Below are 14,630 nucleotides of genomic sequence, written 5' to 3'. Positions count from 1 at the left end.
CCTCTTCCTTGGGCGTTGCGACAAGGTGAATGTGGTTGGTCATGAGGCAGTAGCCGTGAACGACGAGGCCGTGCGCGGCCGCGGCGCGCTTGAGCAAACTCAGGTAGACGCGCTGGTCGTCGTCGACAAAGAAGACGTCCTGCTTGTTGTTGCCGCGCTGGGTGATATGGTGCGCGCAGCCGGGGATGACGATTCGGGCGATGCGTGGCATGGGTGCATGGTACACCATCCGCGGCCACAATGCAAATAACAGGTGGCTGTCCCTATTTAAAATTGTTCTCGCGGGAGATGCCGTAGGTTTTCATGCGCTGGTAGAGGGTGTTGCGCGCGATGCCGAGGATACGGGCGGATTTGGCCATGTTCCAGTCGGTGCGGCGGAGGACTTCGACGATGCGTTCTTTTGGGTCGGCGCCGGAGGGGCCGTCGCCGCCGTCTACGTGTCCTTCGGCCAATGCGCCCGCGAATGTGCCCTGGATTTCGGGCGGGAGATGTTTTGGGAAGATTACGGAGTCGTGGCACACGATGAAGGCGCGCTCGAGACAATTTTCGAGTTCGCGGACGTTTCCCGGCCAGCGGTAGTTCATGACGATATCCATGGTCTCGGGCGCGAGGCCGAGGTTGTTTTTTTTGAGTTCGGCGTTGTACCGCCGGCAGAAATGGTCGACGAGCAGTGGAATATCTTCCTTGTGTTCGCGGAGGGGCGGCAGTTCGATGCGAATGACGTTGAGCCGGTAGTACAAGTCTTCGCGGAACTCGCCGGCGCGCATTTTGGCGGCGAGATCGCGGTTGGTCGCGGCGATGATGCGCACGTCGACCTTGATGGGGCGGGTGTCGCCGACGCGCTCGAATTCGCGTTCCTGTAGTACGCGCAGTAACCGTTGCTGCAGGCGAAACGAGATGTCGCCGATTTCGTCGAGCAGAATGGTGCCGCCGTCGGCCGCCTCGAAGCGGCCGACGCGGTCGCGCACGGCGCCGGTAAACGCGCCCTTCACGTGGCCGAAGAGTTCGCTTTCGAGGATGTCGTCGGAGAGCGCGGCGCAATTCACTTTGATAAAGGGCCCTTTCGCGCGGGGATTGCCGTAATGGAGCGCGGCGGCGACGAGTTCCTTTCCCGTCCCGCTTTCGCCGTAGATGAGCACGGTCGAGTCCGTCGCGGCGACGTTTTCGACGAGTTGGAACACCTCGCGCATGCGCTGGCTCTTGCCCACGATATTGCGGTATTGCTGGCGGTCTTCGAGTTCCTTTTCGAGGCGCGACACGCGCGTGACGTCGCGCGCGACGAGAACCGCGCCCGCGTGCGTGTTGCCGGGATCGAGCAACGGCACCGCGCTGACGAGGAGCACTTTGGTCCCTGCGTGCGGCAGGTTCGCCTCGACGTTGAATTCGATGACCGGCTGCTGTGTGAGCAGCGTCTTCCGCAATGCGTCGAGCGCCGGCGCCAGGTCCGCAACGAGCACGTGGTCCGCGGGTTTCCCGGCGAGTTCGCCGGTATTCGCGCCCAGCAACGCGTCGGCGGCGGCGTTCGATTGGCGAATGTTCAGCGTTCCATCCACGGTGACAATCGCTTCGTTCACGCTGTTGAAGATTGCCTCGAGTTCGCGGCGGTACACGTCCAACTGCGCGGCATACTCGTCGCGCTCGTCCGTCACGCGCTTGCGGTCCAACGCGAGCCGGACGACGCGTTTGAGTTCGCGTCCCGTGACGGGCTTCGCGAGATAGTCGAACGCGCCCAATCGAACGGACTTTGCGGCGGTTTCGACGTTTGGCTCGCCGGTGATCACGATCACGGCGGTGCCGGGGAATCGCTCGTGTGTCAGGCGAAGCACGTCGATCCCCGTTTTGCCTTCCAGAATGATGTCGGTCACGACGACGTCGAACTGCGGGCCGTCGAGCGCACGGGAGGCCTCTTCGTAGTTGCCCGCGGTCGTGACGTCAAAATTCTCGTCCTTGAGGAATTCGGCGAACGTCAATCGCAGGACGGCCTCATCTTCGACTATCAATACGCGCGGTTGCGCGCTATCGTCCGAACTCATCGCTATGTCTCCGTCATGGATCACTTATTCTCCTTGCGATCGCCGCCGTTGGGCGCGGTATCCAGCGGCAGGTCCACGTGAAAGCGGGTGAAATTTCCGAATTCGCTTTCGACACTCAGCGTGCCGCCGTGCTCTTTCACGATACCGTCGGAAACGGACAACCCGAGGCCGGTGCCTTTGTCGCGCCCCTTGGTTGTAAAGAACGGGTCGAACAACCGGTCTATATGGGTCGGATCGATACCGGTGCCGTAATCTTCAACGGTGAGCCGCATGTGCCGCCTGCCGAACAGACTGACCACCGCGCCGCGAATGAACAATTTCTTGTTCGGGTCCGCGCCGGGGTATCGCTCTTCGAGCGCGTGCAATGCGTTGATGATGAGGTTCATCAGGACCTGCTGGATGCGTTCGCTGCGGCAGCGCACCTTGGGCAGGTCCTCCGGCACGTCGACGGTCAGATCGATGTGCGCTTTCGCAATGCTCTTTCCCGAGAGCGACAGAACCACGTTCACGATGTCTGTGAGGCGCGCCTGGCTGTGTTCTTCGCGTTCCTGGCGGCTGAACGTCAGCAAATTGCGCACAATGATTGCAACGCGATCGGCCTCCGAACGAATGAGTTCGACGTACTGCCGCTCGCGGGTCCCCTCGCGCACGCTGCTCATGAGGATGTCCGCGCAGTTCATGATGCCGTTGATGGGATTGTTGATCTCGTGCGCGACGCCTCCGGCAAGTTCGCCGACGGACGCGAGCTTCGACGCCTGAATGACCTGGGCCTCGGCGTACCGCCGCTCTTCGGTCTCGCCGATTGTTTGCGCGATGGCTTCGATCAGGTCACGGTCCTCGCGAAGGAAATGGCGCGCCTCGTCCTGGTCGCGCGCCTCGAGGTAGAACACCTCGATCGATCCGCGCTTGCGTCCGCCGACCCGTATATCCGACGCAAACCCCCACGGCGTTTCCTGCACGCCCGGCTCGGCGTACTGCTGGCCGTCGTAGGTGACGCGGGCGCGCGCTGTTTCGGGTTTGTAACACGCCGGGCGAATCAATTGGACCAACGCTTCAAACAGGTCCTGGTCCGATTTGGCGGCGGCGATCGCACGACCGACGCTGTACAGGCACGTAATCTTCTTGTTGCGCTCGGTCAGTTCGCCGAGCAGGCGTTTCTGCTCCTGCTCGTTGCGCTTCCGGTTCGTGATGTCGCGCGCGGTAGACAGCGCGCCGATGACCTTGCCTTCCGAATCGCGCAGACAACGGCACCACCACGCCAAGAGCCGCGGTTCGCCGTCCCTTCGGCGCTGCAGACTCTCGACGTAGACGGTCTCGTCCAATCCTTCGAGGAGCGGGCTGACGGTCTCGTAGGTGTCTTGCGGCCCGTAGAAGTAGTCGGCCGGCTCGCGGCCGATGGCGTCGTCGCCGTAAAAATTCAGCGCCGCCTGGTTCATCCATACGTGCTTGCGATTGCGATCGACTTCGACGATCAGATCGGGCGCGGCGGCGAGAATCGCTTCGTAGCGGAACGTCAGCGCGCGCAACGACTCTTCCGCTTTTTTCTCTCGCGATATGTCGCGCGTAATTCCGGTGAAGAGGCGCCGCCCATCCACAGTCACCTCGCTGATCGAGAGGTGCATGGGAAATACGGCGCCGTCCTTCCTGCGTCCGGCTACCTCGCGGCCTATCCCGATGATCTTCTTAACGCCGGACTGGCGGTAACTGGCGATGTAGTCGCTATGCGCGCTTCGGTAGGGCTCGGGCATTAGGAGGCTCACATTGCGCCCAATGACCTCGTCCATCTCGTAGCCGAACAGCCGGAGCGCCGCCGCGTTCGCGTAGCCGATGGCGCCGCGTTCGTCGATGACGATAATGCCGTCCACGGCGGACTCGACCAGGCCTACGACCCAATCCTTGTGCTGCCAGAAGTCGCTCGTGTACTCCGCAGAACTGCTATCAAACATGTGAACTCTCGCGGCAGCGTACACAGCGCTGCCCGGGTCCCGCCGCGTTTGGCATCTCCCCCTTGCTTTCCAGCCCAGATCCCAGCGAATTGAACGGTTGTGCTCTGAGCAATAGTGTAATTCTACGCTTCCGGATGTAGCAAATCCAGAATCAATGCGTTTGGTGTACAATAGGCTGACCAGCATGTTGACGTGTGGGCACGGGGCTTGCGCCGTAGGCACGAAAGCGGGCAGGATCGGTAATCAAGAGCACTACAGTGAGTACGGTCCAGATAGAGCAAATAGAAGCGCCGAGCGATCGGGTAAGCGCGGAACTTCTGATCCGCTACGACAAGCCCGGCCCGCGCTACACGAGTTATCCCACCGCACCCGCATGGTCGGATTCGTTTGGCGATGCGGATTACCGCACGGCGCTGGGGGCGGCATCGCGGTCGGACGCCTCGCTTTCTTTGTACGTCCACATCCCATTTTGTAGTCATAGATGTGCGTTCTGCGGGTGCAACGTCATTATATCGAAGTCAATGACGGTCGTCGATAAGTACCTCCAGTACCTTGATCAGGAACTGGAAATGGCCGCAAGCGCCCTCGGAAATCGGCGCTCCGTAAACCAGCTCCATTGGGGTGGCGGCACGCCAACCTTCCTGACCATTGCGCAAATGCATACGCTTTTCGAGTCGATAACGAAGCGGTTCATTATCGAGCCCGGAGCGGAGATTGCCATCGAGGCGGACCCGAGGGTGACCACCGCCGAGCAGATCGACACGCTGCGCACGCTGGGCTTTAACCGCGTCAGCATGGGCGTTCAGGACCTGGACGCGGAGGTCCAGGCGGCGATCGACCGCAATCAGACTGGCGAGCAGACGACGCAGTTGGTGGAGTTGTGCCGCGATGCGAACATGCAGAGTGTCAATATCGACCTCGTGTACGGCCTCCCAAAGCAAACCCTGGATTCGTGGTCGCAGACACTCGATTCGGTGATCGCGTTGCGCCCGGACCGGCTGGCGGTGTACAGCTACGCGCACCTGCCGGACTCCCAGCACAACCAGCGAAAAATCAACGCAGACGACTTGCCGCGCGGCGCGGCGAAATATGAACTGCTGGCGGCCGCGCGGTGGAAATTCGTACAGGCAGGTTATCGGGCCATCGGTATGGACCACTTCGCACTGCCTGACGACGAACTGAGCGTGGCGGTGAGCGAGCGCCGGCTGAGCCGAAACTTCATGGGTTACACGGTGAAGCAGGCGCCCGACATGATCGGGTTTGGCACGTCGGCAATCGGCGATATCGGCGGGGCGCTGGCGCAAAACGAAAAGAAGCTCTCACGTTATTTCCAGGCCTTGGACGGGGGCCGGTTCGCAACCGCCCGTGGATGCCACCTGACGCGCGACGACCAGATTCGGGCGTGGGTCATTCGCGAAATCACGTGTAACTTCCACCTGGATTTCGCGGAGCTGAAAGACCGGTGGGGTGTGGACTTCGCATCGTATTTCGCGGCTGAGCGCCGCGATTTGGCCCCGCTATGCGACGACGGCTTCGTAACGGTGGACGATACTGGCGTGAGCGTCGTGTCGCTGGGGCAGGTGTTTGTACGCAATGTCGCGATGGTTTTCGACGCATACTTGAGAAGAGGAATGCAGCACGCGTTTTCGCGGACGGTTTAGTCCGCGCGTCGGACACGGTTGGCGCGGAATTGGGGGCGTGGAGAATTTCGCAAATCATGGGGAGACTAACGAATGAGTATTGATCTGGCGACACTGTTTTTCTTGCTTCAACTCCTGCAACCGGTTTTCGGCGGGGTCACGTCGATTGTTGGCGTAGCACTTCAGCTACTTTTCCTTGGGCTCGATCTGGGCACATACTTCCTGGGATTTCTGTAACCGGGCGCACGCGGACAAACACACTGGCCACCGCGCGAATACAGACGCGGTGGCCAGTGTTCAATTGCGATGTGCGTTACTTCTTCTCTTTTGCCGGATTCGGGTGCGCGATCTTTGCCCAGGCCTGCTCGAAGTCAAAGTCCGCCTTTGTCCCGTCCTTTAAGGTATAGCGTTCCGGGTTGTAGGTGGGATTGTCCTTGTTGTGGCACTTCTCGCACGTCTTGACGTCCGGCTTGGTCTGCGTTTCCGCGGTCTTCGCGGTCGGGTCCTTCTTTAACGCTTTCATGCCTTCTTTCTGGTGCAGCGACGCCGGGCCGTGACACGCCTCGCATTGCACACCCAGCGCGGGGTTAATCTTTTCCGGCGTCTTAGCGCTTGCCGCGTCAAACGCCGTCGCGTGGCACTTGAGGCATTCCGGGGCTTCCGATGGCGGCTTCGTGATACCCGCTTTTGTCGCCACTTCTTTTGCCTTGTCGGTCTTCAGGTTCTCGAATGCCTTCGCGTGCGCTTCAGCCTTCCACTTGTTGTACTGCTCGCCGGTGTCCTTCTTGTTGTGGCAAACCTTGCACGCGTCCGCGCCGATGTACGTGGCATCCTGCGCGAATGCGGGCGCCGAGAATGCGCACACGGCCGCGACGGCTACTGCTATGGCTGCCCAATGGGTGAGTCTAACTCGCATCTTTACCCTCCTTATGCTGGACGCTTCGCACGGGGAAGCGTCTTGACTGCTGCTTCCAAATAGACGAGCAAGACATATGCCATATTCTCAATGGCAGAATTTGCAGCTCACCGTTGTGTTCACCGCGTGCGGCGCGCGCCCCGGCGTCGAGCCCGGGTGGCATCGCCGGCAATTCGGCGGATAGATCAGCGCGCGGTGCGGCGAAGGCGGCGCGGTGATGTGCTGCACGGATTCATGGCATACCGTGCAATTGTCCTTCGTCGGCGGATAGTGGCACGACGTGCAGTGGTTGTTCGTTGGTGCGCCCCACGCCGCTTTGTGCGATTCCGGCTCCGTGTTGCGGTGGCACTTCAGGCACGAATCCTCTTCGTGGCAGACGCTGCACTTGTTGCGATCGTACGAGGCCTCGATACCGTGGGCCTTTCGCCGCCACGTTGCGGTGTGATCGTCCGGCGCTTGCGTTGTGTGGCACGTGTCACAGAAATTCTGTTCGGTGTGGCACATCGCGCAGAATTTCGGATCGACGCGCGACTCGCTGCCGTGCGTGTGGGCCCATATCTCGGGCACATCGTGCTGGATGCGCGACTTTCCGCGATACTGCGGCACGACCTGCGCGCTCATTTCGTTGTGACACACGGAGCATTCGTTCAATTTCGGGTCGGTCTTGCCATGACAGTCCATGCACATCGGCTTGAGCGAACCGCCGGGCAATCCATCGACGTCCGGGTCCGCGCCGTGGCATTGGTCACACGCGACCTCTTTCGCGGCGTGCGGCTCGTGGCCCCATTTCAGCTCTGGCTTGATTCGCGACACGAGTTCATCGACGGTATAGTCGTCGCCGCGGGTGTGGCATTTGTTGCACACTTCGGGGGTCGGTTGGTCCATGTTAAACTCGTGGCAGACGACACAGGTTTCGTGATCGGCAATCGACATCCTGCCGCCTTCGGCGGGCTCGTGGCAGGTCGAACAATCGAGACTCTGCTCGGCGTGAATCTTGTGGTTGACGCGGACCCCGCGGTCTTTTTTGGCGGCCTTGGGCATAGTCGACGACACGCATGCGCCGATAACGACGCTTGCGGCCACCGCAAACACCAGCCAAAGTATCCGCTGACGCTGGGTCATGTCTTCACTCTCCACCTCTGCCCTAGAACCGAATCGTGTAGCCAGACCGAATCCGCCAATATGGCGAGTCGTCTGTGTCGTCATCCTCGAAGGTCACCCCGAGCGACAACGACTGGTTTGCTGCGAACGCCCACTTTCCTTCCAACGATACGGCGAAGATATCGTCGCTATACTCGACGGGCTTCACGTCGCGCAGCCGCACAGTGAAGTTGGAATCATAATAGAACGTATTGAGGGGGCTGTTGTTGCCGCCCAGCGAAGCGAGCGCGCGCCGGAACTGGTTCCGCGCATAGGGCCAGATGTTATAGTCGGTGTCGAGGGTTTCGTAGTGGCGGTAATCGACGCCGAAGGTCAGCGTGAATTCGTCCCACGACTTGCTCACTTCGCCGCCGACGTTCCAACTGTCCTCGAATTCGTCGATGTCCCAGTACTCGAACACGATGTTGCCGTCGAGACCCCAGACGAGATCGTCCGCCGATAATGTGGCTGCGTAGCGGACGAAATCCTGGTTCGTCTTATCGGGATACTCGAACGCCTGGTCCCAGTAGCTCCAACCCCAGCGCGGATAATCGTTGTCCACCTCGCGAATCTCGCCCTCGAGCGACAATGTAATCTTCTTGGTGAGGGGGCGATGCAGAACGAGCAGGAAATCGTCGTAGGACTGCTCCGGCCCGAGGATGCGGTAGAAGCTCGTAAGGCTGCTGGCGCGGTCATCGAGATCGCCGTAGAGCCCGCGGTAGCGCAGCTCGTAGCTGAGCAGCCATGAGGGGGCGTATCCGGTCGCTTGGAGCGTCAATTCGGAATGGGAGCCGTCGTGCAGATCGAGGCGCGCCATCAATCGAAGATTCTGCGTAATCGCCTGCCAAAGTGTAAGCGAAACAACGGAGTCGGCGATGTCATTGTCAGTCCCGCGCGGGTAGTCGTTGTACAGCAGGTCGCTCAAGCGCGGGCGGTAGTAGTGTTCGTAGTGAATTCGGTCCTCTTCGAGATAGTAGGCGTCCAGCGCGATGCGTGTGTTCGCGCCCGCCTGCCAGGCGATACCGCCGCCAACCGCGGGGTCGTCGAACGACTGATCGTACAGCGACGCCTGCCAGCCGCCGAATGCGTACCAGTCCCACGCGCCCATATTCTTTTTGAAGTACAAGCCGTCAATGCGCGCGAACGAGGGCCCTTCCTGTATCCGTTGGCGTCCGATTCGCAGTAGCGAATCTCCCCAGACGTCGTCAATATCGAGGTGAAGGTACACGACGTCGCCGGTGACGTCCGACCCTTCATTGTCATCGATATCGCGTAGCGGGTTGTTGCGTTCGCTGTCGGAATCGATGTCCTCCCGCAGCCAGAACATGCTGCGCACGTGGAAGTTCTCGTAGCCCGGGATTTCCAGGTTCAACTTGAGTGTCTGGTCCAGATCGACTTCTTCATTGTGCTTGGACCAGATCGCATCGGCGTCCGCGCTGAATTCGCCGCTAATCCATTTCTTCGGTTTTTCGGCGTCTTCCGGCGCGGCTTCCTCGGCCTTCACATCGGCCGAAGGCTCCGCCGGCGGCGTTTCGGCCGTTTTTTCAGCGGCCCCGGTCTGAGCTTCCGCGGGTGGTTGCGCTTCGGGCGACGCCTGTGCCGCATCGTCTGCCGCGACAACGGCCGCGGCCAGCACGCACACTGCGGCAATCAACCACGTGCAACGGATCACGCGCCGCATATGCCATCACTCGCATCGTAACCGCTCATAGTCCCCCGCACGTTGCTCACGGTCCGCTCGCGCCCCCAACCTTTTCGGGATAGAAGAAATCGTACAAGGCTTGCAGGCCGGTCATTTCCACGGGATCGTCGATGTTGAAGATGGGCGCCGCCGCGACGCTGCCATCGTGACATCCGGCTGTTCCTGCGCACGAATTGGGCAACACGGTTTCGCCGTCCGCGGCCTGGTTCGCCGAGGTAATCGGCGGGATGGGCATCCACGTGTGGGAGTGCAGCCTGTCCTCCTGCCCGGGTTCGTCGGAACGCGTCTGCGCCGGCATGTGGCACCCGACACAACGCGACGCGCCGGTACCTGCCGGGTCAACGGGATGGTTCGTATGGGCTTCGACCGCGGCCTCGGTCGGCCAATCGAACAGGTGGCAGGATTGGCAAAGGAGATTGTTTTCGTAAGGCCCGCGCGTGCGGACGGGCGCGTGCACGTCGTGGCAACGGTCGCAAGCGATGCGCACCGCGGCGTGCCTGCTTTGGAGAAAGCCCTTCACTTCTTTTCTGTGACATTGCGCACAAACGGCGGCCAACTCTTCGATGGGCCAGTTGGCCGGATTGATGAGCCCGCCCCCCACGCCGCCTGCCTGCACGTGCGCTTCGCTTCCGATGTGGCAGGTAGCGCACGCAATTAGGCGATGGTTTCCGATCAGGTGGTAGCGCATGTCTTCGGCGACACGGCCGTTATGGCAGGCAAGACAGGTCGCCGCACTGCCGATGTTCCCCGGCGTGCCCGTCGGACATCCGGCAAATAATACGGACGAAAAGGCTACGCCCACCGCCAGGGTAAAGCTGCCAACCCTGCTCACGCGTTCCCCCTTCTTGCCGCGCACTACCCCACGCAGCACAGGCATGAAAACACACGACCGCTTTCATGTCAAGGCCGGTCTGGCCGGGTTCGCGAATACAGGGTCGTGGGCGGCCCGTCGCAAATCCGGTGTAGCAAGTCCTGTTCCCTGTGTTCCCGCCGTGGCCGGATGGCCTTGCGATTTCGCAAAAACCGGGCTATAAGAGTGATACGCGGGCATCATTTGACGTATAGCGCCGGGAGTATCAGGCTTTGCCGTGGGCTACGGCACCGCCCTTGCTTAGTGGGTACCGGAACGGGCAATGCGGCTCCCGGAAGCCGTGGCCCTTCATGGGGGACGCATGAAGAGTTCTTTCGGTAATGCACTACGGTATTTCTTCTGGCTGTTGGGCCGGAACTGGCTGACGATTTTCGGCGCCACGCTGACGACGTTCAGCTTCATCATCATTGTCTCGCTGATTTGGTCGCAGGCTGTCGGGATCATTCGCGCGCCATACATCGGCATGATTACTTTCCTGTTCATGCCGGGATTCTTTGTGCTTGGACTGCTCATGATTCCGGTTGGCGCGGTTATCGCGCGGCGGCGTGACCGCAAGGCCGGGGTCGAGTCGGGACCGGGCAAGGACCTTGGGCTGCCGAAAATCGATTTTAATAACCCCCGCACCATTCGCGTGATGCTGATGATTGCGTTCCTGTCCGCCGTGAACTTCGTTGTGCTGGGCACGACAAGTTACAGCGGCGTTGTCTACATGGATTCGGTTGAATTCTGCGGCAAGGCGTGTCACTCGGTGATGGAGCCGGAGTTCGCGGCGTACGAGAATTCGCCGCATTCGCGTGTCGAATGCACCGCGTGCCACATCGGCCCCGGCGCGTCGTGGTTCGTAAAATCGAAGTTGTCCGGCGCCTGGCAATTGTTCGCTGTCACCTTCAACACCTACGAGCGGCCGATCGCGGCGCCGGTCGAGAACCTGCGCCCGTCGCGCGACACCTGCGAGCAGTGTCATCAGCCGAACAAGTTCACCGGCGACCGCGTGCGCGTTATCACGCACTTCTCCGAAGACGAAGCGAACACGCCCAATTACACCGTGCTCTTGATGCACATTGGCGGCGGCGGCTCCGAACACGGGATACACAGTTGGCACATCGATCCACGCCGCGAGACCACCTACACGGCGCTCGATCCGCAACGCCAGGAAATCGCGTCCATCCGCGTCAAGGAACCGGATGGCTCCATCACCGAGTTTTTCAAGGACGGAAAAGAACCGGCCCCCGAAGACCTCGCGAAGGCCGAAGTGCGCACGATGGACTGCATCGACTGTCACAACCGCCCCACGCACATCTTCGAATTGCCGAAGGATGCCGTCGATAAAGCGCTGAATCATGGAAAGATTGACAAGTCCCTGCCCTACATCCGAAAAGTCGCCGTCGAAGCGCTGACGGAAGCCGTAGGCGAAAAGGGCGACCTGGAAAAGATTACCCGAAGAATCGAATCGCACTTCCGCGAGAATCACCCCGATGTCCTGCAGGCAAAGGCTGACGCGGTGAACGCCGCAATCGCCGAAACCCAGGCGATATACAGCCGCAACGTGTTCCCGGGCATGAATGTCACCTGGGGGACCTACATCAACAACATCGGGCATTTCGACACGCTGGGCTGCTACCGCTGCCATGACGGCAGCTACAAGACAAAAGACGCATCGAAGATCGTCAGCGACGACTGTATGATGTGTCACACAATACTGGCAGTGGAAGAACAGAACCCGCAGGTCCTGACCGATCTGGGGATTCTCACTGCGTCCGAACCGGCTGGAGGGCAGGAGGCCACTCCCGGCGAAGAGACGGAATCCGGCGCGCAGCCCGGTTAATGACGACAGAAGCGACGGAGTCAAAACATGCTCAATCGCGCTACATTTTGCGCAGATGTGTTAGGACAATCCTGCGCAGCAAAAGACACTGCGGGATGTCTATTCATCGAGGGCAGAGTACATATTTGGGAAAAGTACCTATTATTGGGGCAAGTCTGTGGAAGTACAAATCGTGAAAACTGGCACGATTAGTGCGTGATTCGCATGCCCTTATGCCCATTGTGCACCGGGCTGATGTGAAAGGAGGTCGCCGTGTTGAGAACTTATACCCCAAATCGAACGGCCGGTGTGGCGCTGATGGTGCTTGCACTGGCCCTGGCGCTCGCGACAACGGGATGTCCCCGCACTACGAAAGTGGCGGGTTCAGTCCCGGACTTCGAGGTGGTCATCGACCAGGCCGGGGTAGATACCGGGGTGGTCGATGCCGCGCTTCTCGAAGAAGCGGACGAGAAGGCGGCGTACCCAGGGCAGTATAGCGGGCACGCTCCCGGGCTCGTGGTCACAATCACCAAAGTGAAGATACCCAAAGACCTGCGTCCGATTGTGGAATTCACGGCGACCGACGAACGGGGCGAGACGCTCGGCAAGAACGAACTCACCGACGTACGGTTCCTGCTCGCCTATCTCGAGGATCCCGGCAACGGCAGCACGATGAAGTACGTCAGCTACAACACTCGAGTCGAAAACCCGGATGGCGTATTGGACAGCGGGGACGAGGAAATCCAGGCGACGTACGATTTGGCGGCGCTGACCGGCGTGAAGCAAAAGAACAACGGCGTATTCAGGTATAAGTTCGCGACTGCGATTCCCGCGGATTACGACAAGGCCGCAAGCCATCAAATCGGCGGCCAATTCCGCCGGGTCTTCGGCGCGACGGGCGAGACGTATCGCGCGAATGCCATTCAGGCGTTCCGGCCCGACGGCGGCAAGGAAGTACTGACCCGCGACGTGGTCGACACGCAGACCTGCAACGAGTGCCATACGCGTCTGTCGCTGCACGGCGACATCCGCCGCGAGATTCAACTTTGCATCATGTGCCATACGCCACAAAGCACCGACGCCAACTCCGGCAACTCGGTCGACATGGCGGTCATGATTCACAAAATCCATATGGGCGAAGCGCTGCCGAGCGTAGAAGGCGGCACGCCCTACCAGATCGTCGGTTTTGGCAACACCGTCCACGACTATTCGGACGTGGTATTCCCGCAGGACATTCGCAATTGCGAAGTGTGCCACTCCGGAACGGCAAAAGACGGTTCGGCAACGTACCATCTCGACAATCCGACGATGGCGGGTTGTGCATCATGTCACGACCGCACATGGTTCGGAGATGACGCGGAGACACCGAACGGATACGAGCCGCACTTGATCGGCGTTCCGCTGGAAGACGATTCGCTGTGCTCGACGTGCCATCGTCCGACCGAGCCGGGTGTGGCGCCGATTTTCGAGGCGCACTTGCTTCCAACGGAGAGAGAAGAAGCACCCGGGTTGAAGTACGACGTTACCGGCTACAGCATCGTCGACGCCGATACGGCGCCCAAGCTGCAAATCACGTTTAACGCGATGAACGGCGACGGAACGCCGATTACCAACCTTGAATCCGATACGACAATTTCGCTTAGCGGCGTGATCGCGTGGCCGGTCGAAGAGTACACGACACGTATCCAGAATACGTTCAAAGGCTCCGGCGCGACCGGAACGTTCGTGAACAACGGCGGCGGCGCGTACACCTACACGTTCGGCAGTTCGCTTCCGCTCGGATCGGAAGACACGTTTGCGATGGCGCTTCAATCGCGCCGCACCTTCACGTATGACGGCGCGTCCGTCACGCAAGGCGTCGAAGGCAACGAGCGCTTCATCTTCACGTTGGGCGCGAAGGCCCCGGTCGAGCGGCGCGTGTCGGTGCTCGAAGAGAGCTGCACGAAGTGCCATAGCGAGATTCGCGCGCACGGCGAGCAGCGCGTGGGTGTGGACTACTGCCTGATGTGCCACACGACGCTTCAAACCGACGAGACACGCCGCGACCCGGCGCTCGGCTCCGATGCGGATCCCGAAACCGTCAACCTGAAAGACATGCTGCACGCGATTCACCGCGGCGAGGAACTCGAAAACGGGTATACCGCGTACGGGTTCGGCAACGTGGCGCATGTCTATGACGACGTCCGGTTCCCGGCCGACTTGAGCCAGTGCACGGTTTGCCACGCGGAGGGCGCGAGCAATCTTCCGACGGCACCGGAAGCCCTGCCAACGGTTATTACCGAGAATGGCGGCCAGCCCGTGTTGACGAAGCTTCCGCAGTCGGCGGCGTGCAATTCGTGCCATGACAGCTTTGCTGCGGTACTGCATGCCGCATTGAACTCCGACCTGCTTGGCGGCGAAGAGTCCTGCGAAGTGTGTCACGGAACCGAAGCGGAGTTTGCAGTGGAAGAAGTCCACATGATGACACCGTAACAGCCGGCAGTACGTCTCCTCCCATCGGGAGACTGTAGTTAGAAACGGGTCCCCCTCGCGCTGAAGCGGGCACGAGGGGGACTCGGCTTTTGTCGTATATCACGGC

At 60.5% G+C, this 14,630-nt stretch carries 11 protein-coding genes; 4 read left to right on the top strand and 7 right to left on the bottom strand.

Going from position 1 to position 14,630, the window contains the following annotated elements; all coding sequences use genetic code 11:
* The 3 genes from HUU46_14185 to HUU46_14175 all read right to left on the bottom strand — a co-directional run.
* Positions 1-211, bottom strand: a 211-nt coding sequence (locus HUU46_14185; protein NUM54790.1) for a transposase, incomplete at its 3' end; no start/stop codon positions are given.
* Between the two features lie 52 nt (positions 212-263).
* Positions 264-2,033, bottom strand: coding sequence for a sigma 54-interacting transcriptional regulator (locus HUU46_14180; GenBank protein NUM54789.1), 1,770 nt, complete (start codon positions 2,031-2,033; stop codon positions 264-266).
* Between the two features lie 20 nt (positions 2,034-2,053).
* Positions 2,054-3,979 (bottom strand): PAS domain S-box protein, encoded by a 1,926-nt coding sequence (locus HUU46_14175; protein ID NUM54788.1) that lies wholly within the window; start codon positions 3,977-3,979, stop codon positions 2,054-2,056.
* 272 nt (positions 3,980-4,251) lie between these two features.
* Here HUU46_14175 and hemN point away from each other — a divergent pair, with 272 nt between their 5' ends.
* Both hemN and HUU46_14165 read left to right on the top strand, forming a co-directional pair.
* Positions 4,252-5,640, top strand: a complete 1,389-nt coding sequence (gene hemN, locus HUU46_14170; GenBank protein ID NUM54787.1) for an oxygen-independent coproporphyrinogen III oxidase — start codon at positions 4,252-4,254, stop codon at positions 5,638-5,640.
* A 72-nt stretch (positions 5,641-5,712) separates the two neighbouring features.
* Positions 5,713-5,856, top strand: a complete 144-nt coding sequence (locus HUU46_14165) for a hypothetical protein (protein ID NUM54786.1) — start codon at positions 5,713-5,715, stop codon at positions 5,854-5,856.
* A gap of 76 nt (positions 5,857-5,932) precedes the next feature.
* Here HUU46_14165 and HUU46_14160 read toward each other — a convergent pair whose 3' ends face one another.
* The 4 genes from HUU46_14160 to HUU46_14145 form a co-directional block, all read right to left on the bottom strand.
* The gene (locus tag HUU46_14160) at positions 5,933-6,535 is read right to left on the bottom strand and encodes a hypothetical protein (protein NUM54785.1); all 603 of its coding nucleotides are present in this window, start codon (positions 6,533-6,535) and stop codon (positions 5,933-5,935) included.
* 87 nt (positions 6,536-6,622) lie between these two features.
* The gene (locus HUU46_14155) at positions 6,623-7,657 is read right to left on the bottom strand and encodes a hypothetical protein (protein NUM54784.1); all 1,035 of its coding nucleotides are present in this window, start codon (positions 7,655-7,657) and stop codon (positions 6,623-6,625) included.
* A gap of 22 nt (positions 7,658-7,679) precedes the next feature.
* Positions 7,680-9,356 carry a hypothetical protein gene (locus HUU46_14150; GenBank protein NUM54783.1) on the bottom strand — a complete coding sequence of 559 codons (1,677 nt, stop codon included), beginning with the start codon at positions 9,354-9,356 and terminating at the stop codon, positions 7,680-7,682.
* 46 nt (positions 9,357-9,402) lie between these two features.
* Positions 9,403-10,254, bottom strand: coding sequence for a hypothetical protein (locus HUU46_14145; protein NUM54782.1), 852 nt, complete (start codon positions 10,252-10,254; stop codon positions 9,403-9,405).
* 295 nt (positions 10,255-10,549) lie between these two features.
* Here HUU46_14145 and HUU46_14140 point away from each other — a divergent pair, with 295 nt between their 5' ends.
* Both HUU46_14140 and HUU46_14135 read left to right on the top strand, forming a co-directional pair.
* Positions 10,550-12,073 (top strand): NapC/NirT family cytochrome c, encoded by a 1,524-nt coding sequence (locus tag HUU46_14140; protein NUM54781.1) that lies wholly within the window; start codon positions 10,550-10,552, stop codon positions 12,071-12,073.
* A 255-nt stretch (positions 12,074-12,328) separates the two neighbouring features.
* On the top strand, positions 12,329-14,524 hold the full coding sequence (locus HUU46_14135; protein NUM54780.1) for an OmcA/MtrC family decaheme c-type cytochrome: 2,196 nt from the start codon (positions 12,329-12,331) through the stop codon (positions 14,522-14,524).
* Positions 14,525-14,630 lie beyond the last annotated feature (106 nt).

The sequence above is a fragment of the Candidatus Hydrogenedentota bacterium genome (assembly GCA_013359265.1).
GTDB lineage: Bacteria > Hydrogenedentota > Hydrogenedentia > Hydrogenedentales > SLHB01 > JABWCD01.
This window is presented reverse-complemented; position numbering and strand designations above follow the sequence as displayed.

What these genes read in the sequence shown, in the direction of transcription:
- HUU46_14180 (NUM54789.1), bottom strand. Translation starts at nt 2,033, where the DNA reads ATGAGTTCGGACGATAGCGCGCAACCGCGCGTATTGATAGTCGAAGAT.
- HUU46_14175 (NUM54788.1), bottom strand. Translation starts at nt 3,979, where the DNA reads ATGTTTGATAGCAGTTCTGCGGAGTACACGAGCGACTTCTGGCAGCAC.
- HUU46_14165 (NUM54786.1), top strand. Translation starts at nt 5,713, where the DNA reads ATGAGTATTGATCTGGCGACACTGTTTTTCTTGCTTCAACTCCTGCAA.
- HUU46_14160 (NUM54785.1), bottom strand. Translation starts at nt 6,535, where the DNA reads ATGCGAGTTAGACTCACCCATTGGGCAGCCATAGCAGTAGCCGTCGCG.
- HUU46_14155 (NUM54784.1), bottom strand. Translation starts at nt 7,657, where the DNA reads ATGACCCAGCGTCAGCGGATACTTTGGCTGGTGTTTGCGGTGGCCGCA.
- HUU46_14150 (NUM54783.1), bottom strand. Translation starts at nt 9,356, where the DNA reads ATGCGGCGCGTGATCCGTTGCACGTGGTTGATTGCCGCAGTGTGCGTG.
- HUU46_14145 (NUM54782.1), bottom strand. Translation starts at nt 10,254, where the DNA reads ATGCCTGTGCTGCGTGGGGTAGTGCGCGGCAAGAAGGGGGAACGCGTG.
- HUU46_14140 (NUM54781.1), top strand. Translation starts at nt 10,550, where the DNA reads ATGAAGAGTTCTTTCGGTAATGCACTACGGTATTTCTTCTGGCTGTTG.